Source organism: Oricola sp. (assembly GCF_022763245.1).
Taxonomy (GTDB): domain Bacteria; phylum Pseudomonadota; class Alphaproteobacteria; order Rhizobiales; family Rhizobiaceae; genus Oricola.
In genome coordinates, this window is sequence record NZ_JALEGV010000041.1 from 432,273 (window position 1) to 454,873 (window position 22,601).

A 22,601-nucleotide genomic window follows, 5' to 3' on the forward strand; every position below is an offset into this window, starting at 1 on the left:
CGCAGCCCGTCCTGGCCGAAACCTAAAGCGCCGCCACGAAGCGCTCGATCATCGGGCCGACCGTGTCGATCGGCGAGCCGATCAGCGGGGCGGGCGAGATGTGGTTGTGTCCGGGCAAATAGTGCAGGGCGGGCCAATGGCCCTTCGCCTCCATCCACGCCTCCACGATGAACGCTGCCTGGCGGTGGAAGCGCGGCGAATCCAGTTCAGACAACGTGAACATGATCGGCAAGTCGAGCCGGGCGAGCGCGAACAGCGCGCTGTGGTCTGCGAAGCGGGCCGGGTCGGTGCCGAAATAGGCGTCCTCGAAGGGGCCGTGCTCGTGCCGGACGAAATCATGGATGCCCGACATCAGCACCGCTCCGGCGACCGCCGGATCGACCGGGCCGACCTGTCCGGCGAGATACTGCCCCACGGCGACCGCGCCCGCCGACTGGCCGATCAGCACGATGCGCGGCTTGGCGCCGAACAGCTCGGCCGTATTGCCGGAGAGGTGCCGGACAGCGTCGCGAATGTCCTCGCTCACTGCGGGCCATTGCGCCTCCGGCGCGAGCCGGTAGTTCATCGCCACGGCGGCGAAGCCGCATCGCGCCGCCCAGGCGCCGACATTGCCGAAGAAGGTCTGGCCCTCGCCGCCCTTGTCGCCGCTCGAAAAGCCGCCGCCATGCACATAGACGACCACCGTTTCGACCGCCGCCCCGGCCGGTCGGTAGACGTCGAGCCGGTGGCGCGGATGCACTCCATAGGCGATGTCGTAGCGCGCTTCGGTCGTGTCGGTATCGAGCCGGACGGCGAGCGGCGTGACGAACGCATAGGTGCCGCGCACGAGGTCCGGCGTCAACTCGGTCCCGAGCGGGCGCAGCGGGGCGAGAGGGTCGCCAATCGGATCGGCGGGCGATGTCGGCATCGGCTTCGCTTCCGGGGTTGGCCTAGCTCTCGACCTTCAGGACCTGGATGAAGGCCTCCTGCGGGATCTCCACCTTGCCGAACTGGCGCATGCGCTTCTTGCCTTCCTTCTGCTTTTCCAGAAGTTTGCGCTTGCGGGTCACGTCGCCGCCATAGCACTTCGCGGTCACGTCCTTGCGCATGGCGGAGATCGTCTCGCGCGCGATCACCTTGCCGCCGATGGCCGCCTGGATCGGGATCTTGAACATGTGGCGCGGGATCAGGTCTTTCAGCTTCTCGCACATCACGCGGCCGCGTTTTTCCGCCGCGGTGCGGTGCACGAGCATCGACAAGGCGTCCACCGGCTCCTCGTTGACCAGGATCGACATGCGCACCAGGTCGCCCTCGCGATAGCCTTCCAGCGTGTAGTCGAAGGAGGCGTAGCCCTTGGAGATGGATTTCAGTCGGTCGTAGAAATCGAACACCACCTCGTTCAGTGGCAACTCGTAAGTCACCATGGCACGGGAGCCGACATAGGAGAGGTCGGTCTGGATGCCGCGCCGCTCCTGGCACAATTTCAGGATCGCGCCGAGATAGTCGTCCGGCGTCAGGATCGTCGCCTTGATCCACGGTTCCTCGATGGAGGCGATCTTCACCACGTCCGGCATGTCCGCCGGATTGTGCAGTTCGGTCGTCGTGCCGTCGGTCATGTTCATGCGATAGACGACCGAAGGCGCGGTGGCGATCAGGTCCAGGTCGAATTCGCGGCTCAGGCGCTCCTGGATGATCTCCAGGTGAAGCAGGCCGAGAAAGCCGCAGCGGAAGCCGAAGCCGAGCGCCGCGCTGGTCTCCATTTCATAGGAGAAGGAGGCGTCGTTGAGGCGCAGCTTGCCGATGGCCGAGCGCAGATCCTCGAAATCGGCGGCGTCCACCGGGAAAAGGCCGCAGAACACCACCGGCTGCGCCGGCTTGAAGCCCGGCAGGGCCTGCTCGCAGGGGCGCTTGTCCTCGGTGATCGTGTCGCCGACGCGGGTGTCGGCCACTTCCTTGATCGAGGCGGTGATGACGCCGATCTCGCCCGGGCCGAGTTCCGGCACCACGACGAGCTTCGGCGTCAGCACGCCGACGCGGTCGACCGGATATTTCGCGCCGGTGCCCATCATGCGGATGGACTGGCCCTTTCTCAGCGTCCCGTCGATCACGCGCACCAGCACGATCACGCCGAGATAGGCGTCGTACCAGGAATCGACGAGCATCGCCTTCAGGGGCGCGGTCTCGTCGCCCTGCTTGGGCGCCGGCAGCTTGTTGACGATCGCTTCCAGCACGGCGTCCACGCCGAGGCCCGTCTTGGCCGAGATCAGAAGCGCGTCGGAGGCGTCGAGACCGATCACCTCCTCGATCTGCTCCTTCACGCGTTCCGGCTCGGCGGCCGGCAGGTCGGCCTTGTTGAGAACGGTGACGAGCTCGTGGTCGGCGTCGATCGCCTGGTAGACATTCGCCAGCGTCTGCGCCTCGACGCCTTGCGAGGCGTCGACGACCAGCAGCGAGCCCTCGCAGGCGCGCAGGGACCGCGAGACCTCGTAGGCGAAGTCGACATGGCCGGGCGTGTCGATCAGGTTCAGCACGTAATGCTGGCCGTCCTTGGCGTCATACTCGAGCCGGACCGTGTTGGCCTTGATGGTGATGCCGCGCTCGCGCTCGATGTCCATGGAATCGAGCACCTGCTCCTTCATCTCGCGCTCTTCCAGCGATCCGGTCATCTGGATCAGCCGGTCGGCGAGCGTCGACTTGCCGTGGTCGATATGCGCGACGATGGAGAAATTGCGGATGTTTGAGAGGGGTGTATCGGTCATTGCGCCCATATAGGCGCAAAGCGGCACGGCGGAAAGCGCGATTTTGGTCAGGCGCAGTCGCGGTCGACCAGCTCGTCGTAGAGTGCACGCAGCCTTTTCGTCATCGGGCCGTCGGTCTCAGGGAACGGCTTGCCGTCGAGCGACGCAACCGGCGTCAGCCCGCCGAACGTGCCCGTGAGGAAGGCTTCCTGCGCGGCATGGACATCGACCAGCGAAAAATTACGCTCGAAGACCGGGATATCGTTGGCGCGGCAGGCGTCGGCGACCTTCTGCCGGGTGATGCCGTTCATGCAGTAGTCGCCGGTCGAGGTCCACACCTCGCCCTTGCGGACCATGAAGAAATTGCAGGCGTTAGTGGTGTTCACGAAGCCATGCGGGTCGAGCATCAGCCCTTCATCGGCGCCGGCCTCTTCCGCCTGCAGGCAGGCGATAACGCAGTTGAGCTTGGAGTGGGAGTTGTATTTGGGGTCCTGGCTCATCGGCAGGCCGCGCACCTGCGGCACTGTGGCGAGCGTCACGCCCCTTCGCACCGCCGGGGCGGGGGCGGAATGTTCCATGATGATGACCACGGTCGGTCCGGAGCGCGACAGCGAAGGATGCTGGAAGGGCCGGATCTTCGGCCCGCGCGTCACCATCAGCCGGGCGTGGACACGGTCCGTCATCGCGTTTGCTTCTGCGGTCGCATTCAGCGCGGCCAGCAATCCGGCGCGGTCCATGCCGATATCGAGCGACACCGCCTTGCAGGCGGAAAGCAGACGGTCCATGTGGTCGTCGAAGAAGACCCACCGGCCCTTGTGCAGGCGCAAGCCCTCCCACATGCCGTCGCCGAGCAGGAAGCCGGAATCATAGACCGACACGGTCGCCTCCGCGCGCGGCTTCAACTCGCCATTGACCCAGATCAGGATGGCGTCGTTGCGCGCATCGTGCTCGGCGTCATGTGTGGTCGTGCGGTCCTTGTGCATCGCGGGCTCCCATGCATGCTGGCGCAATAGCAACGCACGCGCCGCAAAGGTCAACCGGAACCGGCCGCGCCTTCGCCCAAAGAGGGACCATGCCCACTGTCGCCGCCTATCTCGGGGCCGCCCTGGCCGAAATCGCCGGATGCTACGCCGTCTGGGCCGTCGTCCGGCTCGACCGGTCCGCATGGTGGCTGCTGCCGGCGCTTGCCTCGCTGGCGCTCTTTGCCTGGCTGCTCACGCAGGTCGGGAGCCCGGCCGCCGGCCGCGCCTTCGCGGCCTATGGCGGGGTCTACATCGCCGCGTCGATCGGCTGGCTCTGGTTTGTCGAAGGTGCGCGGCCGGACCGCTGGGACGTCATAGGCGCTGCCATCTGCATTCTCGGGGCGGTCGTCATCCTCGCCGGCCCGCGGTCCGCCGCCTGAAGCCCATACTGACACCGGGAGATGACAACGATGCCGGACACGAAAATCATCGCCATGTGGTCGGGGCCGCGCAATCTGTCGACGGCAATGATGCGCGCCTTCGGCAATCGGGCCGACTGTATCGCCATGGACGAGCCTTTCTACGGCGCCTATCTCGCCGCTTCGGGCGCCGACCATCCGATGCGCGACGAGGTGATGGCGTCGATGCAGTGCGATCCTCAGAACGTGGCGACACAGTGCCGCGGGCCCTTCGCCACGCCGCTTTGCTACCAGAAGCACATGCCCCACCACATGCTAGAGGGCTTTCCGCTCGACTGGGCCGCCAGCGCGACGAATGTGTTTCTCATCCGCCATCCGCGCCGCGTCCTCGCAAGCTACGCGAAGAAGAAGGAGAGCGTGTCGGAAGCCGATATCGGCTACCGCCGCATGCTGGAGATCGACCGGCATGTCAGCGAACTGACCGGCAGGCCGCCGGTGGTCGTCGCGTCGGAGGACATCCTCGTCGACCCCGAAGGCGTGCTGACAGCGCTGTGTGCGGCGATCGGCATTCCCTTCGATCCGGCGATGCTCGCCTGGGATAAGGGGCCGCGCCCGGAGGACGGCGTCTGGGGCCGGCACTGGTACGACGCGATCTGGCAATCGACGGGCTTTTCGAAACCCGCGAGCATGGAGTTGCCGCCCGAGCTTCCCGAGCATCTCGCACGCGTCGAGGCGCAGGCGCTGCCCGCCTGGGAGGCCATGGCGGCGCGGTCGGTTTCACCCGCCTGAACACCCCCGAGGCACTGTCCTGGCCACCTCTAGAACCTGAGCCGGCCGTGGCCGCGTGCGATGAAGATTCGGCTTGAAACATGAGCATGCTTATAATATATGAGGCTCATGACCTCCGATCCACGAACCAGTCTCGGCTTCATGCTGCACGATGCGACGCGCCTGCTGCGCAAGCATTTCGAGGCGCGCGGCTCCGAATACGGGCTCTCCTCGGCGCAGTGGCGCATGCTCGTTCTGCTGGTCAAGGAAGAGGGTGCCGCTCAGGCGCGGCTGGCCGAACTGCTCGAGATCGAGCCGATCAGCGTCTCGCGGCTTCTCGACCGGATGGAAGAGGGCGGTTGGGTGGAGCGCCGGCCCGACGCCAACGACCGCCGGGTGCGCATGGCGTTTCCAACCGACAAGGCGCGGGTGGTGTTCGGCAAGGTCAAGGAGATGGCCGCGGAAGTCTACGAGACGGCTCTGGCCGGCCTCTCGGACGAGGAGCGGTTGGTCCTGATGAAGGGATTGAAGACGATTTGCGACAACCTGTCCGACGGTGAATGCACCGTCGGCGGCGCCGCGACGAAGATGGGAACTGCCAAATGAACGCGATGACGAAAACGGAAGAAAAATCCGCTGAACCGACGGGCGACGTCTGGGAACGCCAGGAAGCCGAGACGAAGAGCAAGCGCAAGCCGCTGCGCACGATCCTGATGCTGGCCCTGCCCGCGGCGCTGCTGGCTGGCGGCAGCTATGTCTGGGTGACCGGCGGCCGCTATCAGGAAACTGAGAACGCCTATCTGCAGCAGGCCAAGATGTCGATCGCGGCGCAGGCCTCCGGCCGCGTCATCGAGAGCCATGTCGTGGACAATGCCGCGGTTGCGGCGGGCGACGTGCTGTTCGTGATCGACCCTGAACCCTATCGCATCGCGCTGGACCAGGCCGAGGCCGCTTTGGCGGCCGCGCGGCTTAATGTCGGCCAGTTGCGCGCCGCCTACAGCCAGGCGGTCGCCGGCAAGCGCGCGGCCGAAAACGACGTCGCCTACTACCAGGGCGAGCTCGACCGCCAGAACACGCTCACCGGCAAGGGCATCGCGACGCGCGCTGCCCTCGACGAGACCAAGCGCAATCTCACCCAGGCCCGCGACACGCTCGCTTCCGCCAACGAGGCGGTGACCGGTGCTCTGGCCGCGTTGGGTGGAGATCCCGAGATCGAGACCGACCGCCATCCCTCCGTGCTGGCGGCCATCGCGACGCGTGACCAGGCGGCCTATTCGTTGAGCCGCACGACCGTGACGGCCCCTGCCGACGGCGTGATCTCGCAGGCGTCGTCCTTCCAGGTCGGCCAGTTGATCTCCTCCGGCACGGCGCTGTTCTCGCTGGTCGAAAACGGCGAGAGCTGGGTGGAGGCGAATTTCAAGGAAACGCAGATCACCCACATGAAGCCCGGCCAGGAAGCCGAGATCCGCTTCGACACCTTCCCCGGCCATTCGGTCCAGGCGCGTATCGAAAGCATCGGCGCCGGCACGGGGTCGGAATTCACGCTGATCCCGGCGCAGAACGCGACCGGCAACTGGGTCAAGGTCTCGCAGCGCATCCCCGTGCGCTTCAAGGTCGAAGGCGTCGATCCGCAGATGGCGCTGCGCACCGGCATGAGCGCGACTGTCGAGGTCGACACCGGCGTCTCGCGCGGCCTTCCTTCCATGTTCGGCACGACGGCGGCAAGAGCCGCCGAGTAAGCGCCGCGCCAGTCAGGCCCGTCCACGTACTGACCTCCTCCGCAACCCAAACCACGGAGTCGTGGGCGGGCCTAACCCCGTTTGGACGAATGAAAAATGAGCCAGGCATCCGAAGCCACGCATGAAAACGTCGCGCATCGCGGCCTGATCACCGTCTCGATCATGCTGGCGACGATCATGCAGGTGCTCGACACCACCATCGCCAACGTCGCCCTGCCGTCAATGACCGGCGACCTTGGCGCCTCCCAGGACACCATCACCTGGGTCCTGACCTCCTATATCGTCGCCGCCGCCATCGCGACGCCGGTGACCGGCTGGCTGTCGGACCGGTTCGGCCGGCGCGAACTGTTTCTCGCCACGATCACAGGCTTCACGGTGACGTCGATGCTCTGCGGCCTGTCCTGGAGCCTGGAGAGCATGGTGCTCTTCCGTCTCCTGCAGGGCTTGTTCGGCGCCGCGATCGTGCCGCTCTCCCAGACCTTCCTGCTCGACATCAACCCGCGCGAGCGCCACGGCCAGGCGATGGCGATGTGGGGCGCCGGCATCATGGTCGGGCCGATCATCGGGCCGACGCTGGGCGGCTGGCTGACCGAGGCCATGAACTGGCGCTGGGTGTTCTTCATCAACCTGCCGGTCGGCATCGTCGCCTTTCTCGGCTGCGCCGCCTACCTGCCGAAGGTCGCGGTGCGGCTGCGCGGCTTCGACTTCTTCGGCTTCGCCATGCTGTCGCTCGGCGTCGGCGCCCTGCAATTGATGCTGGATCGCGGCGCCGAGGTCGACTGGTTCTCCGCCGCCGAGATCTGGATCGAGCTGGGCCTGTGCGTGACCGGTTTCTGGGTCTTCACGATCCATCTGGCCACCGCGCGCGACCCCTTCATCGACCCGACGATCTTCCGGGACCGCAACTTCGTCACCGGGCTGATCTTCATCTTCGTCGTCGGCATCGTGCTGCTCGCCTCCATGGCGCTTCTGCCGCCGATGCTCTCGACCCTGTTCGGCCATTCCACGGTGCTCACCGGGCTGGTGATGGCCCCGCGCGGCGCGGGGACGATGATCTCGATGATCCTCGTCGGGCGGCTGGTTCGCATGGTCGACGCCCGTGTCCTCGTCGTCTCCGGCCTGCTGATCACCGCCTGGTCGCTGCACATGATGACCGGCTTCACGCCGCAGATGGACGACAGCATCATCATCGTCTCCGGCATCATCCAGGGGCTGGGCCTCGGCCTCGTCTTCGTGCCGCTCTCGACGGTGGCCTTCGCGACGCTCGCCCCGCAATACCGCACGGATGCGGCAAGCCTGTTCTCGCTGGTCCGCAACATCGGCTCGTCGATCGGCATCTCCATCGTCACGGTGATGCTGACCCGCAACATGCAGATCAACCACGCCGAACTGTCGACCGCGATCTCGCCCTTCAACCCGGCCCTTGGCGCGGTCTTGCCGGGCGCGCAGGCCGGCGACCCGCTCTCACTGTCGATCATGGAGAGGCTGGTCTCCGCCCAGGCGCTGATGATCGCCTATGTGGACGATTTCAAGCTGATGATGATGATCACGCTCGCCGCCGTTCCGCTGGCCCTGTTCCTGCGCAAGCCGAAGGCCGCACCCCCCGGCGCAGCCGCGATGGCGCACGCCGAATAGGGGCCTCCCCGTCCGGGCCGGCATGCCGGTCCGGATACATTTCATTACAATTCGACCGCTTGCGCCGCGCCGCGACATCGCCCAGCTAAGGCTTGACGTGGATTAAGGCGACGGCCGTCCGCGCGTGAGAGGCTGTCTTCGGCCAACCAACGACAGGGGCGCGAAAAGCATGGCGGACAAGGCGGATATCGAGGCGATCGCGAAGAAGAAGTCGCGAGGGTCGTCATGGCGCTGGATCGTGGTCCTGGCCGTGATCGCCGTCGGCGGCGTCGCCGCCTGGTCCTGGTTGGGCCAGTCCGAGGAGGCGCGCGTCGTCCGCTACGACACCTCGCCGGCCACCAGGGCCGACATCGTCGTGACGGTCACCGCCACCGGCACGGTGGAGCCGATCAACACGGTGGAAATCTCCAGCGAACTGTCGGGCACGGTGCGCTCCGTCAACGCCGACTACAATGACGAGGTCAAGGTCGGCGACGTGCTCGCGTCCCTGGACACCGACAAGCTGGAAGCCAATGTCGAGCAGGCGACGGCGAGCCTGACGGCGGCGAAGGCCAATCTCGTCGAGGCCGAGGTCACGCTGGAGGAACAGAAGGACGCCTATGACCGGGCGGTGCGGCTTTCCGACCAGGGCATCTCCTCGCAGGAAACGCTGCTCACCTCCAAGGCCGCCTGGCAGCGCGCGACGGCAGCGCTCGACACCGCCCGGGCGAACGTCAAGGTCGCGGAAGCCAATCTCAAGCTCGCCGAGACGGATCTCGACAAGGCCTGCATCTGCTCGCCGATCGACGGCATCGTGCTCGATCGCGAGGTCGAGGTCGGCCAGATCGTCGCCTCGTCCTATTCCGCGCCGACGCTGTTCGAGCTCGCGGAAGACCTGCGCAGCATGAACCTGACCGTCGACATCGACGAGGCCGACATCGGCCAGGTGGCTGTCGGTAACAAGGCGAGCTTCACCGTCGAGGCCTATCAGAACCTGGAATTCGACGCCGAAATCACCCAGCTGCGCTTCGCGCCCGAAACGGTCGACGGGGTGGTCACCTACAAGGGCATTCTCGACGTCTCCAACGAGAAACTGCTGCTCCGGCCCGGCATGACGGCGACGGCGGAAATCACGGTCGCCGAACTCATCGACGTGTTGACCGTTCCGAATGCCGCGCTGCGGTTCGCCCCGCCGACTGCCACGCAGGACGATTCCGCCGGCGGGTCGGGCCTGCTCGGCATGCTGATGCCGAGGCCACCGAGCTTCGGCCAGAGCGGGCCGGCCATCGGTGGTGCCGACGCGGAAGGCATGCGTTCCATCTGGGTCCTGCGCGACGGCTTGCCCGCCGAAGTCAAGGTGCGCACCGGCTCCAGCGACGGCTCGCGCACCGAGATCGTCGAAGGCGCGCTCGGCGAAGGAGACGCGGTCATCACCGACACGGTGGATGGCGGCCGATGAGCGAAGGCGACGCCACGCCGGTCATCTCGCTGCGTTCGGTCACGCGCGTCTATGGCGAGGGTGAGGCAGCGGTGCGCGCGCTGCGCGGCATCGACCTCGACATCCGCGCCGGCGAATTCGTCGCCATCATGGGGCCGAGCGGCTCCGGCAAGTCCACCGCCATGAACATCATCGGCTCGCTCGACACGCCGAGCGAGGGAAGTTACCGCTTCCTCGGCGCCGATGTCGGCGACTTCGACCGCCTGCAGCGCGCCCTTCTGCGCCGCGAATATCTCGGCTTCGTCTTTCAGGGCTTCAACCTGCTGGCGCGCACCTCCGCGGTCGACAATGTCGAACTGCCGCTGATCTACAAGGGGATCGGCCGCGCCGAGCGCCGGGAAAAGGCCATCCGCACGCTCCAGCGCGTCGGCCTCGGTCACCGGCTGGACAAGGATCCCTCCCAGCTGTCCGGCGGTGAGCAGCAGCGCGTCGCGATCGCCCGCGCCATCGCGTCCGAACCCGCCGTGCTTCTCGCCGACGAGCCGACCGGCAATCTCGACACCGCCCGATCGATCGAGATCATGGAGCTCATCTCGCAGCTCAATGACGAGGAAGGGCTGACCGTCATCATGGTCACCCACGAGCCGGACATGGCCGAATACGCCAAGCGCATCGTCCACTTCAAGGACGGGCTGATCGAGGTGGACGGGCTGAACGGAACACCCCGCAAGCCTGCTTTGGAGCACGCCGATGTTCGCTGAAACAGTGCGCCAGGCCATGCAGGCGATCGCCCGCAACGCGATGCGCTCCTTCCTGACCATCCTCGGCGTGATCATCGGCGTCGCCGCGGTGATCACGATGGTGACGATCGGCAACGGCTCGTCCCAGCAGATCGAGGCCGACGTGTCGAAACTCGGCACCAACCTGTTGATCATCCGCAGGGGCGCGGGCATGGGGCCGCCCTCCGCCGGCCGTTCGGCGCCCAGCTTCACGATCAAGGACGTCGAGGCGATCAAGGAGCAGATCGGCGGCGTGCTGGCCGTCGCGCCTGCCAACACCTCGTCCGTCACCATGATCTTCGGCAACGAGAACCACGAGACGTCGATCACCGGCACCGACAATGAGTTCCTCGTGGCCCGCGACTGGAACATCGCGCTTGGCCGCGAATTCTTCGACAACGAGGTCAGCGGCGGCAAGACGGTGTGCATTCTCGGCGCCACCGTGCGCGAGGAACTGTTCGGAGCCGGCGACCCCGTCGACGAGACGCTGCGCTCCGAGAAGTTCTCCTGCCGGGTGGTCGGCGTCCTGGAAGCGAAGGGCGCCTCCAGCTTCGGCCAGGACCAGGACGACACGGTGCTGATGCCCATCAAAGCCTTCATGCGGCGCATCGCCGGCGATCAGGACGTCGCCTCCATCTATGTCGCCGTCCAGCCGGGATTTTCGACCGACAAGGCGAAGTCCGACATCGAGGCGCTGCTGCGTGAGCGGCGACGCGTCGATCCGGGCGAGGAAGACAATTTCTCCGTCATGGACACCAAGGAGATTTCCTCCATGCTGACCAGTGTGACGGGCGTGATGACGGGCCTGCTGTCTGCGGTCGCCGGCGTCAGCCTGCTGGTCGGCGGCATCGGCATCATGAACATCATGCTCGTCTCGGTCACCGAGCGAACCCGCGAGATCGGCATCCGGCTCGCCATCGGCGCGACCGAGGGCCAGGTGCTGATGCAGTTCCTGGTCGAGGCGATCGTCCTCTCGCTGTTCGGCGGCCTGATCGGCATCGCGCTGGGCCTGGCGCTCGGTTACGTCGGATCGAACTTCATGAAGGTTCCCTTCGTCCCGGACTGGACGATCACCTTCATCGCCTTCGTCTTCTCCGCATTCATCGGCATCGTCTTCGGCTATTTTCCCGCGCGGCGCGCGGCGCGTCTCGATCCGATCGAAGCGCTCCGGCATGAATGACAGGATTTTATAGGTTAGTTTTAACCTTTGTTTAGTGCCCCCGGGTAATGTCCGTCGTCCGGCGACCTCAGGGAACGTCAATCCGAAGTCATGTTTCCGCGCGGCTGCGCTCATTACGGGCGACGACGCGCGGCCATCGCCGTCTTGTGGCGCGGATGATCGACCTGCTGGCGCGGGCGCACGGCACGGTGCCGCAAGGTAACCGAACCTTCACCAAGAAACCATCCGACGCGCCACGCGGTCGCGATCTTCAGATTTTCTTCGGCGCGGGTTCGTATTTGAAAGACGGACGAGGCGGGATGTCACCATGGGCGTGATCAGGTTTTTTGCAGCGACGCTTGTGTTGGCGCTGTTTTGCGCCGTAGCGCCGGCGACTGCCGGGCAGTGGACGGTGAAGCGGGTGTCGGCGCCGGCGGTCTACACCGTCGACGGCAAGACATGGAACAAGGTCGTGAGAGGCATGGAAATGCCGAAAGTGGCCTGGATCAACACCGGCGGTGGCGGGCGCGTGCTGCTGCTGCGTGACAAGGACACCATGCTGGTCAACAGCCGCTCGCTTGTTGCCGTGATCGAAAAGGGCAGCAACCGCCGCCCGGTCACCGATCTGCGTCAGCGGTCCGGCTCGGTCACCGTCGATGTCACGCCGCGAAATTACGACCAGATGACGGTGTCGACGCCCTACATGGCCGCCGTCGTCAAGGGCACGAAGTTCACGGTTTCCTCCGCGCGCGGCAAGAGCGCACTGCAGGTCCAGCGCGGCCTCGTCGAGGTGCGCAACCTGAAGAGCGGCGCGCGTGCGCGTGTCGGCGCCGGCGGCAAGGCCGAGATCACCGCGGCGGCCAGCGCCTCGATCAGCCTCACCGGGACCAACACCACGGCCCTGACGGCGGCGACGGCCAACGGCAACGCCTACGGATTGACCAAGGAAAAGACCAACAATGCCGGCGGGAACGGCAACGGCAACGGGAATGGCAATGCCGGAGGAAACGGCAACGGCAATGCCGGTGGCAACGGGAATGGCAATGCCGGAGGAAACGGCAACGGCAACGCCGGTGGCAACGGCAACGGCAACTCGGGCGGAAACGGCAACAGCAATGCCGGCGGCAACGGCAATGGCAACTCGGGTGGCAACGGCAACGGCAACTCCGGTGGCAATGGCAACGGCAACAACTAGGCCCCGTTCCTGCCGGCGCATCCGGCGGCGGGGCCCGCAAGGGCGCGCATGAAGAGGCGGGCGCAACGATCTAAAATCCTTGTCGGCGCGACGCTGCTTCTGCTGGTCTTCATTGCACAGAGCCTTTCGTGGCTCGCGCCGCTCGACCGCTTTCTCGCCGACAAGCGGTTTTCCTTCCAGAACCGGCCGGTCTCGGGCGAGCTCGTCCTTGTCGCCATCGACAAGAAGAGCATCGACGCCGTCGGCGTCTGGCCCTGGCCGCGCCAGGTTCACGCCGACATAACCGACCGTCTCCGCGATGCGGGGGCGGCCGAAATCGTCTTCGACATCGACTTCTCCACCCCGTCCGATCCGGCTGGTGACGCCGCCTTCGCCGCCGCGCTGGAGCGTGCGGGCGGCGTGGTGATCCTGCCCGTCTTTCAGCAGCATTCCGATGCGGGCTCGCCAACGACGGACGTCGAGGTTACGGCACCGATCGACATCTTCGCCTCGAATGCCTGGTTGGGGTCTGTCACCGTCTACCCCGACGAAGACGGCCAGGTCCGGGTCTTTCCGGCCGGATTGCTTTACGACGACGCCTACATCGCTTCCATTCCGGGCACGCTGGCCGGCGAAGAGGGGCGTGACGTCGGCATCGATTTCGGCATCGACGCGGGCGCGATCGAGACGATCAGCGCCGCCGACATCCTCGACGGCAGTTTCGATCCTGCAGAGATCGCCGGCAAGATGGTGCTGGTGGGCGCCTTTGCAACCGAATTGCGCGATGTCTTCGCGGTGCCGAAACTGGACCAGATCGCGGGCGTGACCCTGCAGGCGCTGGCGACCGAAACCTTGCTGGCCGGCCGAAACCTCGTGCGCATCGATCCGATGACGGTCGCCGTGCCCGCCTTCATCGCCCTTCTGATCCTGCTCGTCGCCCTCCGGCGCCAGACGCCGCTGCAAACCGTCGCGACCTTCGCGACCATCCCCGTCATTGCCGAGGTGGCGGCGATCGTCATTTACCTGCATCTCGGCGTCATGGTGCCGACAGCCTTCGTCCTCGTGGCGGCGTTGACCGCGCTCGGCGCGCATTCCCTGGCGATGACGGAACTGTTCCGCACCATCTCGCGCGAGGCGCAGGACGATGCCCACAGCCTGCGCCAGGTGTTGCAGCAGGTCGTGCACGACAATTTCGACGCCATCGTCGTGACGGACGAATCCGGCCAGGCGCTGCAGGTCAGCGAGGCGGTGCGCGACGTCTTCGACCTGGGTGGCGCGCTTCCGCGCACCGGCACGGCTGCGGCGGCCTTCCTGCCCGAGCGCATCGCCGCCGACCTCGCAGCGGCGATCGCGGCCGCGCGCACCGGCCATGTCGACGTCCCCCGCACCAGCACGGCCTACATCCTCGCGCGCGACGGATCGCGCCGCGCGGTCGAATACACCATCGGCATTTCGAAGGTGACGCATGCCGATCCCTCGACCGGCCCGATCGTCGCCTGCCTCACGGCGCGCGACGTCACCGACCGGCTCTCCTACGAGGCGAAACTGCGCCGGATGTCGGATTATGACGACATGACCGGCACGCAGCGCCGCCACGCCTTCATCGACACCGTCGCCGCCGTCATGTCAGGGGAGGAGGCCTGCGGACATGCGATCGTCGCCTTCAACCTGCACCGTTTCAAGACGGTCAACATCGCGCTCGGCCGCGACACCGGGAACATGGTGCTTTCGGCGGTCGCCGACAGGCTGCGCGGCACGGACGGGCACATTCGCGCCGTCGCGCGGCTCGGCGGCGACACCTTCGCCGTGCTGCTGGCCGACATCGCCGACGAAACCGCCGCACTGGCTGCAGCCGACGACATCGTCCACCGGATCAGCGCGCCCTATCCGGTGGCGCATGGCAGCGCCAAGGTCGGGGTTCAGGCCGGCGTGACGCTGTCGCAGCGCATCGCCGGCGAGGCCGTCGATGCGGAGGCCATGCTCGATCGCGCCGAGATGGCGCTCGACGAGGCCCGCCTCTCCAGCGGGTCCAAGGTCGTGTTCTTCGACAGCAACCTCGCCGCCCAGCGCACCCGCAGCCGCGTCATCGAGCGCGATCTCTGGCAGGCGCTGGATCGCGGCGAGATCCATCTCGCCTATCAGCTCCAGGTCTCCCTGTCCGACCATGCGCCGCGCGGCGCCGAAGCGCTCCTGCGCTGGACCCATCCCGAACTGGGCATCGTCGCCCCGGACGAGTTCATCGGCATCGCCGAGGCCAACGGCTTCATCGGCGCGCTCGGCCGCTTCGTCTTGTTCACCGCCTGCCGCGAAGCCGCCGCCTGGCCCCTGCCGATCTCCGTCGCCGTCAACTTCGCCCCCCAGCAATTCGCCAACAACGACATCGTCGACCAGGTCCGCCAAGCCCTCTCCGAAACCGGGCTCGACCCTGCACGGCTGACGATCGAACTCGTGGAAAGCGAGTTTCTGGAAACAGAATCCACGGTGCTTGAGCACATCATGACGCTGCGCGCGCTCGGGGTGTCGATCGCGCTCGACGATTTCGGGACCGGCTACTCAAGCCTCGGCTACCTGTCGAATCTGCGCTTCGACAAAATCAAGATCGACAAGCAGTTCACCCGCGATCTCGCGACGAATGTGGAAACCCAAGGCATCATCCGCTCGGTCGCGGTGCTGGGCGAGGCATTTGACATGACCATCGTGTGCGAAGGCGTGGAAACGCGCGAACAGGAGGCGCTTTTGCGCCTGATAGGCTGCGACGAGGGCCAGGGCTATCTGTACGCCCGGCCGCTCGATTCCATGGCGTTTCGCGTACTCATCGAGGAGTGGGCCGGGTTCCCCGGGCAGCGTGCACTCGCGTGACCGGGGGCATCTGACCGCGCCGGCGATTTCCTATCGGTCCCAGGCCTCTGCGCCCAGCGACAAGGCGACGCGAAAGCCGACGACGTTGCTGCGAATGTCGAGCGCTTCCGTCGGTCCCTGGACCATCTCCATCTGTGGATCGTAGCCGAATGTCATGCGTGCCGAGGACCGCATCGCGACATAGAGCGAGACGTAGTCGCCGCTTCGAGCGGCGAACAATTGGCATGTGAGGCTGCGCACCGGCGATCCGTCGGTGGGGGCGGTCGCGTAGTCGGGGAGCCAGCAATCCTGCAGCATCTCCTGGACATTTCCAGCCATGTCATAAAGCCCCCACGGATTGGGGCGATAGCTGCCCACTTCGGCGGTCCAGTCGGCGCGGACTGCTTCGGCGCAAGGCGCCGCCTCGCCGGCCTGGTAACCTGACGCCTTGTCGGCGAAATTGGCGTAGCCGCATGCATGCGAGAGATCGTTACCCCAGAACGCAACGGAGGAGGTGCCGGCACGTGCGGCATATTCCCATTCGGCCTCTGTCGGCAAACGGTAGGCGTGACCGGTCTTGCCGCGCAGCCATTTCAGGTAACCGAGAACCTCGTTGCGCGAAACGCAGACGGCCGGCTGGCGCGGTTGCACCGGCATGCCCGGTTGGGCATAGGAACCGTCGGTGATGTAAACGAAATAGGGGCCGTAGATGTCCTTGCTGGACTCCGGATGGCGCGTCCCTGAAAACTTCTCGGCAAGCGGGCCAGCCTCCGCCAGACGCACGCCACATATCCCGGCGGTGGGGGCGTTGGTTGCTTGTATGTAGGCGTCGAACTCGGCGACTGTGACCTCGAACTTGCCGAGCGCGAAGGGGTAGCGGATCGTGACCTGGTGGCGGGGTTGTTCCTGCGGGACGAAGCCGATGAAGGCGTTGTCCTGCTCGGTTTCCGTGGCGCCCATCTCGAAGCTGCCGGGCGCGATCATGACCATTTCCGGACAGTCCTCGCAGCCGCGGAACGTCTGTCCCGCGACGACGTCGAGGGTGTCTTCCGGCGCGACCAGCGGCGCGGCGCGGCCGAGGAGGATGTCGATCTGCGCCTCGGTCAGCGCGCCGGTCTGCGGCTGGCCGATGGAGCCCTGGAAGTCGCGGATCGCCGCCTCGGTCTTCGGCCCGAAGATCCCGTCCGGCGTGCCGACGGGAAAGCCCTTGTCGTTGAGGCCCTGCTGGATCTCGCGGCGTTCGTCGCGCGTCTCCTGCGCATGGACGGTCGAGAGCAGCGCGATCTGGGCGACAAGTCCGACGACCACCGAGACGATGAGCATGTAGGCGAAGCGGCTCGAACGCATGAAACTATCCCGTGACTGACAAAACGAAACTCTCCGCGGCAATGCCGGTCGCCCGGCCTCGCCGCCGAACGCGGGTTGCGGGCGCTCGGGAGTTCCTCTGGGACGAATGTCGGCCCCAACTTCTTGCCCGTCAAGCCGTGAAGAACTTTCCACAGGTGGCGCGTTTTGGCGTGATTGTTCAATATCGGCGATGGCGGATCGCATTACACCTGCTGTCGACCACAAGACGATCGCAACCCGGAAAGGACGCGACATGCCGGAATTCAAGGGAAAGACAGTCCTCGTCACGGGCGCCAGCCGGGGCATCGGCAAAGCGCTGGTCGACGCCTTCGCGGGCCGCGGCGCCCATGTGATCGCGGCCGCGCGCACCGTGACCGAAGACGGCGCGACGCCGCACAACAGCCCGCAGGTGACCTGGATCGCCTGCGACGTGGCCCGCGCGGAGGATCGCCGCCAACTGATTGATTCGGTTCGAAAGACCGGCCGCCCCCTCGACATCCTGATCAACAATGCCGGAATTCAGCAGGCGCTCGACCTGACGGGCGGCGACCCGGACCAGGCGCTTTGCGGCGCGATCGAAACCGAGCTCGCCGTCAATCTCACCGCGCCTGCCTGCCTCGCCACGGCCTGCGTGCCGCTGATGGCCCGGCCGGGCGGGACGATCGTCAACGTGACCTCGCTCGTCGCCATCCAGGCGAAGGCCTCGGCGCCCGCCTATTCGGCGTCCAAGGCCGGATTGCAGCGTTTCACCGAAGCGCTGCGCCAGCAATTGGAGCCGCTGGGTATCCATGTCCTGGAGGCCGTGCCGCCGCTCGTCGACACGGCGATGACGGCGGGGCGCGGCAAGGGAAAACTGTCGCCCGAAGAGATGGCTGCCGCGATCATACGGGGGCTGGAGACGGGCGCCGGCCGTGTCGCGCCGGGCATCGGCCGGGTGGTGATCGCCCTGAAGAGCCTGTCTCCGGCGCTTCTGACCCGGCTCATGGGCACGAGATGACGGGACCTGCGCGCGGCGAGGCCGCGGCCTTTTCCAGCGCCGGCCTCGTCGCGCTGGTCATCGCCTCGCTCAGGCGGGAAGACCCGCGGCTCCTGCCCGCCGACCTGCGCGACGTCGATCCGATGCGCGGCGCGATGTTCGATCCGTCGGCGAAGCGGGCGATCCTCGATCACGCCTACCGGCGCGGCGGGGCGGCGCCGCTGCTTCGGGTCGGACGCATCCTTCCGGAAGTCGCGCACAGCCCGACGATTGCCGTTCTGGCAGCGTCACGCCACCCGGCGGTGCTCGCGGAAAAATGGATGCGCTTCGAACGCTATCACCACTCCGACAACCGCACCGCGATCGCAGTCGAATTGGACAGCTACGCCTGCACGCGCGCGAGCAAGATGCCCGGCGCGACGCCCGCGCCTTGCGAAAACGTGCTGATCTGCGGCGTGCTCGCGGGCCTTGTCGCATTGGCCGGCGGTGTCGATGTTGGCGTCGAAATTGGCGGTCGACAGGCGGGTGCGGACGGCGATTTCGAGATCGCGGCGCTCGACGATGCAGCGACCGGGCAATTCACGATCGCGTGGCGGGACTTCGCACCGCGCTGCCCGGAACCGCGCGAAGGATCTCATGAGCCGCGCGGCGGCGCATCGGCGACAGGTCGCCTCGCGGCGCTGCTGAAGGCCGATCCGGGCCGCAACTGGCGGCTGGACGAGGCGTCCGGCGCGCTCGGCCTGTCCACGCGCACGCTGCAGCGCGCCCTGACCGACGAGGGCCGCAGTTTTTCGACCGTCATGCGCGGCGCCCGTTTCGACGAGGCCGGGCGCATGCTGATCGAGACCGACAGTCCTCTGGCCGAGATCGGCTATTGCTGCGGCTATGCCGACCAGGCGCATTTCCAGCGCGACTTCCAGCGTGCCGCGAACATGACGCCGGCCCGCTTTCGCCAGACGGCGCGGCTCTGATCCCGCCCTTTGGCGTGATTCTTCAATACGGCCGGATCGACGGTCCCTAGACCGGACGCACGCTGCGGCAGGTGCCGCATCGCCGATTGAAGGAAAGGAAACCGCCATGAAAACCATCGCAATCGCCGTCGTCGCCACGGGCCTCGTCGGCACGCTCACCGCCTTCGGGCTTCCGAAACAGGCTTCCGCCATGGACATCCACACCGACATCCTGATCCACGCCGCGCCCGACGAGGTCTGGTCGGTGCTGGCGGACAATCGCCGCTATGGCGAATGGAACCCGTACCACGTCGAGGTCGAAGGCACGCTGGCCGAGGGCGAGACGCTGGACCTGAAGATCGACAAGCCCGATGGCACCCAGGTCGCCATCCGGCCGCATGTGATGCGGGTCGTCGAGAACCGCGAACTGGTCTGGGGCGGCGGCATTCGCGGCCTCTTCCGCGGCGTGCATGTCTTCGAACTGCAGTCGGTCGGCCCGCGATGCACGCGGCTGATCCAGCGCGAGAGCTTCGACGGGATCTTCGTCCGTTTCGCCAGCCTCGGAGGCATCGAAGACGGCTACAACCGGATGAACCAGGCGCTCAAGCGACGTGTCGAGGGCGGCAATGCCGCGTTGCAATCCGGCTGTCCGGCCGTGGAAACCGGCGCCTGAGCGGGCAAGACCGTGCATTTGCATAGAATTGAAACCGTATGATCTTGATCAAACTTTGCCGTCGCGCCGGCGTGTATGCTAGTTGGATGCCAAGAGGAGAAACAATGCGGGGCGCGTCGGCATCATGCGGCTGACAATTCGGACAAACCTGGCGATGCGGGTGTTGATGACGTGTGCCGTCAATCCGGGGCACAGCATCACCAAGGCCGAGATCGCGGAGAAGTGCAACGCCTCGAAGAATCACCTCGGCCAGGTGATCCGCCAATTGGCGCATCTGGGCTATATTCGCGCCCTGCGCGGGCGCAATGGCGGCATGTATCTGGCCAGCCCCGCCGAGGAGATCCGGGTCGGCGCGGTGTTCCGGCTGTTCGAGGCGGACCTGCCCTTCGCCGAATGTTTCGACGCCAAGGACAACAACTGCCCGCTGATCCACAGCTGCTGGCTGCGTCCCGCGCTCAAGCGGGCGGTGGAGGCGTTCTACACGTCGCTCGACGACATCAGCCTGGCCGATCTCGTCGACGGCAACACCGATCTGGAGAGCATCCTCAACCTGCCGGCCAACAAGATCACCCCGGTCATGTGCGACGGCCATGGCGGACTGGCCGCATCCTAGAGCCACTCATGGTTCGATGACCATGACCGGCTCCAGCCGGCGGGTGCCCGCATCGCGCGCAATTTGATAAAATTTTTCTGAAGAAAAGCGGCGCTGGCCAGCAACGGCAGCCATTTGCATATTGCGATTTTAAGTCAAATGCCCGTTATTGAGGTTAACAAAGCTTTAAGATTGCCGTAACGGCGGTTTTCCTGAATCTATACATGCACAGCGAATGACGCTTTTGCGCGCCCGGTTTTGAGAACTGGGCCGGTCAAACAGACCGACGGGCAGCGCCGGGGCGATGATGCAGGATCACATGATGACACATACGTTCTTTGGCGGAGCGACGATCCCTTTGGGGACCGATTTCGACGATGCCGGCGACATCAACAAGGACCAGCCGCAACTCACGCGGCATGCGCTGGTCGACCACCTCGAAATCGACCTCGACAGCGCGATGGTGCGTCTCGGCCCGGTGGCGCGCAAGTTTCACGGTATCGTCGCCACGGACGAGCGCATCGGTCTGCGCCGTTTCGTGGAGAGCTACGCGCCGTCCTGCCGTGGCGACCTCTTGTCGATGATCGAGAAGCTGGCCGGCACGCAGCGGCCGTTTCACTTCATCGCCTCCATGGCCGCGCCCGCCGGCGCCTTCGTCCACGGCTTCATCTCGCCCGGCGACGCGACGCCCGCGGCCGGCACGTGGACCGGCCTCCTGGTGATGGCGCGACAGGATGCGCGCGAGCCGGCGATCCTCGGCAAGGCAAGCTGAGGCCGCCTCCGGGCGCGCCCCGTTCGCAGAGCCCTTTCCTCCGCGGAGTTTCTTGGCTAGAGACATGCACCGTTTCAGGAGAACGGCGAAATCGCCCAACTCCTTGTTTTGACGCGTGCCCGCAGCCGGTTTCGGCTCTGCGCGGCTGAGGGGGACGGATCTTCGGCGACAAGCAGTGTCGCTTCCGCAGGTCACGCCAGGGAGCTCGAGACGTGAACGCAAGAAACAGCCTGGAGCGCATCCTTGCCCTTCTCGATGTCTTCACCGAACATCGCCTCGAATGGACGCCCGACGAATTGATGGAGGCCCTCGGCTACAGCCGGCCGACCCTCTACCGCTATCTGAAGATCCTGAAGGAGGCCGGCTTCGTCACCTCCATGCCGTCCGGCGGTTTCGCGCTGGGACCGCGCGTCGTCGAACTCGACTATCTGATGCGCAAGTCCGACACGCTGACGCAATATGCCCGGCCGCAGATGGAGGCGTTCGCGGCGGCCTATCCCTGCGCCGCGATGCTGGTGCGCTGGTACGGCAACAAGCTGCTGGTCGTCGCCTCCGAGACGACGACGCCGGAGCTGGAGAATGATTATCCGCGCGGCCGGCCGCTGCCGCTGGCGCGCGGCGCGATCTCGCGGGCCATCATGTCGGCGCTCAACCGGCGCAAGCTGGTGCCGATCATCGAGGCGAACCTGACCGAACTGTCGGCGACGGGGCTGGGCGACACGATCGACGAGATCGTCTCAGAACTGCGCCGCATCCGGCGACGCGGCTATGCGGTCGCCGTCGGCGAATTGACGCCCGGCGTCACCGGTATCGCCGCGCCGATCTTCGACGGCGGCGCGACGCCGATCGGCACGTTCTGCGTGACGATCGCCGACACGGCGGCGACGCCTGAACTGGTGGAGCGCATCGGCGGGCATGTGCGCGAGGTCTGTTCCGAGATCAGCGCGCGGCTGGGCGCCGACCGACGCGCCTCCGAGGCCGGCTGACCGGCGTCAGGCGCCAAGCGCGGAGCGGAACCCGCCCTCGCAGAACCCGATCAGGAAGTCGGCCCAGGCGTCGGCCTCAGCCGGCTGACCGGACGCGCCGGCCATGGCCTCGATGCGCCAGCGCGAGGTCGCCAGCGACAGCATCGCCGAGATCGAGAAGACGAAGGCGGCGGCAAGCCGTTGCGTGTCCTGTCCCGGAAACAGTCCGGAAAGCTCCTCCACGAACACCGCCGCGGTCGGGTCGAAACAGCGTTCGCTGATCGGCCGCCAGCGCTCGTCGGCCGACACATGCGCGATCAGCCGCGCATAGGCCGTCCATTGCGGTTCGCCGCTGGCGGCAAGCGCGAGATAGGGCCGGATGAAACAGCCGAGCAGGACGGCCAGGTCGAGCGGCGCGCCCGATGCCCGCGCCGCGTCGAGCGCCTGCAGCCGGTGTTGCGCCAGAACGTCGGCGCGGCGGGCGACGACGGTCGCGAACAGCGCCTCCTTCGCCCCGCCATGGAAATTCACCAGCGCCACCGGCACGCCGGCCTCGGCTGCGATGTCGCGCATCGAGGCGCCTTCGAAGCCGTTTTGGGCGAACAGCCGCTCCGCCGCGTCGAGGATGCGCGCGCGCGTTTCCAGCGAGCGTTTGGAGGGCGCGCGTTTGCGCTTGCGGGGCGGGGCGTCGACGGCGGTCATGAATTCCAGCTTGCATT

The 22,601-nt window shown here is 66.3% G+C and carries 22 protein-coding genes; 17 read left to right on the forward strand and 5 right to left on the reverse strand.

Annotated elements, in window-relative coordinates; genetic code table 11:
• Positions 1–22: 22 nt before the first annotated feature.
• From MRY80_RS22750 to MRY80_RS22760, 3 genes are read right to left on the reverse strand one after another with little or no spacing between them, the layout of a single operon-like run.
• Positions 23–907: an alpha/beta hydrolase gene (locus MRY80_RS22750; protein ID WP_293293533.1), complete on the reverse strand. Its 885-nt coding sequence runs from the start codon at positions 905–907 to the stop codon at positions 23–25.
• Between the two features lie 22 nt (positions 908–929).
• Positions 930–2,738, reverse strand: a complete 1,809-nt coding sequence (gene lepA, locus MRY80_RS22755) for a translation elongation factor 4 (RefSeq protein WP_293293534.1) — start codon at positions 2,736–2,738, stop codon at positions 930–932.
• Positions 2,739–2,785: 47 nt separating this feature from the next.
• Positions 2,786–3,700, reverse strand: a complete 915-nt coding sequence (locus MRY80_RS22760) for an aminotransferase class IV (RefSeq protein ID WP_293293535.1) — start codon at positions 3,698–3,700, stop codon at positions 2,786–2,788.
• Positions 3,701–3,789: 89 nt separating this feature from the next.
• On the opposite strand from MRY80_RS22760, the gene MRY80_RS22765 reads away from it, so the two are divergent.
• The 11 genes from MRY80_RS22765 to MRY80_RS22815 all read left to right on the forward strand — a co-directional run bounded on the left by MRY80_RS22765 (position 3,790) and on the right by MRY80_RS22815 (position 15,628).
• The gene (locus MRY80_RS22765; protein WP_293293536.1) at positions 3,790–4,119 is read left to right on the forward strand and encodes a YnfA family protein; all 330 of its coding nucleotides are present in this window, start codon (positions 3,790–3,792) and stop codon (positions 4,117–4,119) included.
• Positions 4,120–4,149: 30 nt separating this feature from the next.
• Positions 4,150–4,887 (forward strand): hypothetical protein, encoded by a 738-nt coding sequence (locus MRY80_RS22770; RefSeq protein WP_293293537.1) that lies wholly within the window; start codon positions 4,150–4,152, stop codon positions 4,885–4,887.
• A 99-nt stretch (positions 4,888–4,986) separates the two neighbouring features.
• Positions 4,987–5,472, forward strand: coding sequence for a MarR family transcriptional regulator (locus MRY80_RS22775; RefSeq protein ID WP_293293538.1), 486 nt, complete (start codon positions 4,987–4,989; stop codon positions 5,470–5,472).
• On the forward strand, positions 5,469–6,605 hold the full coding sequence (locus tag MRY80_RS22780; protein ID WP_293293539.1) for an HlyD family secretion protein: 1,137 nt from the start codon (positions 5,469–5,471) through the stop codon (positions 6,603–6,605). Before MRY80_RS22775 ends, MRY80_RS22780 begins: the two co-directional genes overlap by 4 nt.
• Before the next feature lie 96 nt (positions 6,606–6,701).
• Positions 6,702–8,240 (forward strand): DHA2 family efflux MFS transporter permease subunit, encoded by a 1,539-nt coding sequence (locus MRY80_RS22785; protein ID WP_293293540.1) that lies wholly within the window; start codon positions 6,702–6,704, stop codon positions 8,238–8,240.
• Between the two features lie 169 nt (positions 8,241–8,409).
• Complete coding sequence (locus tag MRY80_RS22790) at positions 8,410–9,678, forward strand: efflux RND transporter periplasmic adaptor subunit (RefSeq protein ID WP_293293541.1); 1,269 nt, start codon at positions 8,410–8,412, stop codon at positions 9,676–9,678.
• Entirely contained in the window at positions 9,675–10,418 is a 744-nt protein-coding gene (locus MRY80_RS22795) for an ABC transporter ATP-binding protein (protein WP_293293542.1), read from the forward strand. The genes MRY80_RS22790 and MRY80_RS22795 overlap by 4 nt, the downstream gene beginning before the upstream one ends.
• Positions 10,408–11,616 carry an ABC transporter permease gene (locus MRY80_RS22800; protein WP_293293543.1) on the forward strand — a complete coding sequence of 403 codons (1,209 nt, stop codon included), beginning with the start codon at positions 10,408–10,410 and terminating at the stop codon, positions 11,614–11,616. Before MRY80_RS22795 ends, MRY80_RS22800 begins: the two co-directional genes overlap by 11 nt.
• Positions 11,617–11,771: 155 nt before the next feature.
• Positions 11,772–11,933, forward strand: a complete 162-nt coding sequence (locus tag MRY80_RS22805) for a hypothetical protein (protein ID WP_293293544.1) — start codon at positions 11,772–11,774, stop codon at positions 11,931–11,933.
• The gene (locus MRY80_RS22810) at positions 11,924–12,790 is read left to right on the forward strand and encodes a FecR family protein (protein ID WP_293293545.1); all 867 of its coding nucleotides are present in this window, start codon (positions 11,924–11,926) and stop codon (positions 12,788–12,790) included. Before MRY80_RS22805 ends, MRY80_RS22810 begins: the two co-directional genes overlap by 10 nt.
• Before the next feature lie 48 nt (positions 12,791–12,838).
• Positions 12,839–15,628: an EAL domain-containing protein gene (locus tag MRY80_RS22815; RefSeq protein WP_293293546.1), complete on the forward strand. Its 2,790-nt coding sequence runs from the start codon at positions 12,839–12,841 to the stop codon at positions 15,626–15,628.
• 30 nt (positions 15,629–15,658) lie between these two features.
• Here the strand turns inward: MRY80_RS22815 and MRY80_RS22820 are convergent, their stop codons facing one another.
• Complete coding sequence (locus MRY80_RS22820) at positions 15,659–16,954, reverse strand: SUMF1/EgtB/PvdO family nonheme iron enzyme (protein ID WP_293293547.1); 1,296 nt, start codon at positions 16,952–16,954, stop codon at positions 15,659–15,661.
• A 253-nt stretch (positions 16,955–17,207) separates the two neighbouring features.
• On the opposite strand from MRY80_RS22820, the gene MRY80_RS22825 reads away from it, so the two are divergent.
• The 6 genes from MRY80_RS22825 (at position 17,208) to MRY80_RS22850 (ending at position 21,903) form a co-directional block, all read left to right on the forward strand.
• On the forward strand, positions 17,208–17,951 hold the full coding sequence (locus tag MRY80_RS22825) for an SDR family NAD(P)-dependent oxidoreductase (protein ID WP_293293548.1): 744 nt from the start codon (positions 17,208–17,210) through the stop codon (positions 17,949–17,951).
• Positions 17,948–18,901, forward strand: coding sequence for an AraC family transcriptional regulator (locus tag MRY80_RS22830; protein WP_293293549.1), 954 nt, complete (start codon positions 17,948–17,950; stop codon positions 18,899–18,901). The genes MRY80_RS22825 and MRY80_RS22830 overlap by 4 nt, the downstream gene beginning before the upstream one ends.
• A 106-nt stretch (positions 18,902–19,007) precedes the next feature.
• Positions 19,008–19,553, forward strand: coding sequence for an SRPBCC domain-containing protein (locus MRY80_RS22835; protein ID WP_293293550.1), 546 nt, complete (start codon positions 19,008–19,010; stop codon positions 19,551–19,553).
• 124 nt (positions 19,554–19,677) lie between these two features.
• A complete protein-coding gene (locus tag MRY80_RS22840; RefSeq protein WP_293293551.1) occupies positions 19,678–20,166 on the forward strand; it encodes an Rrf2 family transcriptional regulator in 489 nt (162 codons plus the stop codon).
• 301 nt (positions 20,167–20,467) lie between these two features.
• Positions 20,468–20,917 carry a hypothetical protein gene (locus tag MRY80_RS22845; protein ID WP_293293552.1) on the forward strand — a complete coding sequence of 150 codons (450 nt, stop codon included), beginning with the start codon at positions 20,468–20,470 and terminating at the stop codon, positions 20,915–20,917.
• A 212-nt stretch (positions 20,918–21,129) separates the two neighbouring features.
• The gene (locus tag MRY80_RS22850) at positions 21,130–21,903 is read left to right on the forward strand and encodes an IclR family transcriptional regulator (protein WP_293293553.1); all 774 of its coding nucleotides are present in this window, start codon (positions 21,130–21,132) and stop codon (positions 21,901–21,903) included.
• Positions 21,904–21,909: 6 nt separating this feature from the next.
• Here MRY80_RS22850 and MRY80_RS22855 read toward each other — a convergent pair whose 3' ends face one another.
• Complete coding sequence (locus MRY80_RS22855; protein WP_293293554.1) at positions 21,910–22,584, reverse strand: TetR/AcrR family transcriptional regulator; 675 nt, start codon at positions 22,582–22,584, stop codon at positions 21,910–21,912.
• Positions 22,585–22,601 lie beyond the last annotated feature (17 nt).

What these genes read in the sequence shown, in the direction of transcription:
- MRY80_RS22750 (WP_293293533.1), bottom strand. Translation starts at nt 907, where the DNA reads ATGCCGACATCGCCCGCCGATCCGATTGGCGACCCTCTCGCCCCGCTG.
- lepA (WP_293293534.1), bottom strand. Translation starts at nt 2,738, where the DNA reads ATGACCGATACACCCCTCTCAAACATCCGCAATTTCTCCATCGTCGCG.
- MRY80_RS22760 (WP_293293535.1), bottom strand. Translation starts at nt 3,700, where the DNA reads ATGCACAAGGACCGCACGACCACACATGACGCCGAGCACGATGCGCGC.
- MRY80_RS22765 (WP_293293536.1), top strand. Translation starts at nt 3,790, where the DNA reads ATGCCCACTGTCGCCGCCTATCTCGGGGCCGCCCTGGCCGAAATCGCC.
- MRY80_RS22770 (WP_293293537.1), top strand. Translation starts at nt 4,150, where the DNA reads ATGCCGGACACGAAAATCATCGCCATGTGGTCGGGGCCGCGCAATCTG.
- MRY80_RS22775 (WP_293293538.1), top strand. Translation starts at nt 4,987, where the DNA reads ATGAGGCTCATGACCTCCGATCCACGAACCAGTCTCGGCTTCATGCTG.
- MRY80_RS22780 (WP_293293539.1), top strand. Translation starts at nt 5,469, where the DNA reads ATGAACGCGATGACGAAAACGGAAGAAAAATCCGCTGAACCGACGGGC.
- MRY80_RS22785 (WP_293293540.1), top strand. Translation starts at nt 6,702, where the DNA reads ATGAGCCAGGCATCCGAAGCCACGCATGAAAACGTCGCGCATCGCGGC.
- MRY80_RS22790 (WP_293293541.1), top strand. Translation starts at nt 8,410, where the DNA reads ATGGCGGACAAGGCGGATATCGAGGCGATCGCGAAGAAGAAGTCGCGA.
- MRY80_RS22795 (WP_293293542.1), top strand. Translation starts at nt 9,675, where the DNA reads ATGAGCGAAGGCGACGCCACGCCGGTCATCTCGCTGCGTTCGGTCACG.
- MRY80_RS22800 (WP_293293543.1), top strand. Translation starts at nt 10,408, where the DNA reads ATGTTCGCTGAAACAGTGCGCCAGGCCATGCAGGCGATCGCCCGCAAC.
- MRY80_RS22805 (WP_293293544.1), top strand. Translation starts at nt 11,772, where the DNA reads ATGATCGACCTGCTGGCGCGGGCGCACGGCACGGTGCCGCAAGGTAAC.
- MRY80_RS22810 (WP_293293545.1), top strand. Translation starts at nt 11,924, where the DNA reads ATGGGCGTGATCAGGTTTTTTGCAGCGACGCTTGTGTTGGCGCTGTTT.
- MRY80_RS22815 (WP_293293546.1), top strand. Translation starts at nt 12,839, where the DNA reads ATGAAGAGGCGGGCGCAACGATCTAAAATCCTTGTCGGCGCGACGCTG.
- MRY80_RS22820 (WP_293293547.1), bottom strand. Translation starts at nt 16,954, where the DNA reads ATGCGTTCGAGCCGCTTCGCCTACATGCTCATCGTCTCGGTGGTCGTC.
- MRY80_RS22825 (WP_293293548.1), top strand. Translation starts at nt 17,208, where the DNA reads ATGCCGGAATTCAAGGGAAAGACAGTCCTCGTCACGGGCGCCAGCCGG.
- MRY80_RS22830 (WP_293293549.1), top strand. Translation starts at nt 17,948, where the DNA reads ATGACGGGACCTGCGCGCGGCGAGGCCGCGGCCTTTTCCAGCGCCGGC.
- MRY80_RS22835 (WP_293293550.1), top strand. Translation starts at nt 19,008, where the DNA reads ATGAAAACCATCGCAATCGCCGTCGTCGCCACGGGCCTCGTCGGCACG.
- MRY80_RS22840 (WP_293293551.1), top strand. Translation starts at nt 19,678, where the DNA reads ATGCGGCTGACAATTCGGACAAACCTGGCGATGCGGGTGTTGATGACG.
- MRY80_RS22845 (WP_293293552.1), top strand. Translation starts at nt 20,468, where the DNA reads ATGACACATACGTTCTTTGGCGGAGCGACGATCCCTTTGGGGACCGAT.
- MRY80_RS22855 (WP_293293554.1), bottom strand. Translation starts at nt 22,584, where the DNA reads ATGACCGCCGTCGACGCCCCGCCCCGCAAGCGCAAACGCGCGCCCTCC.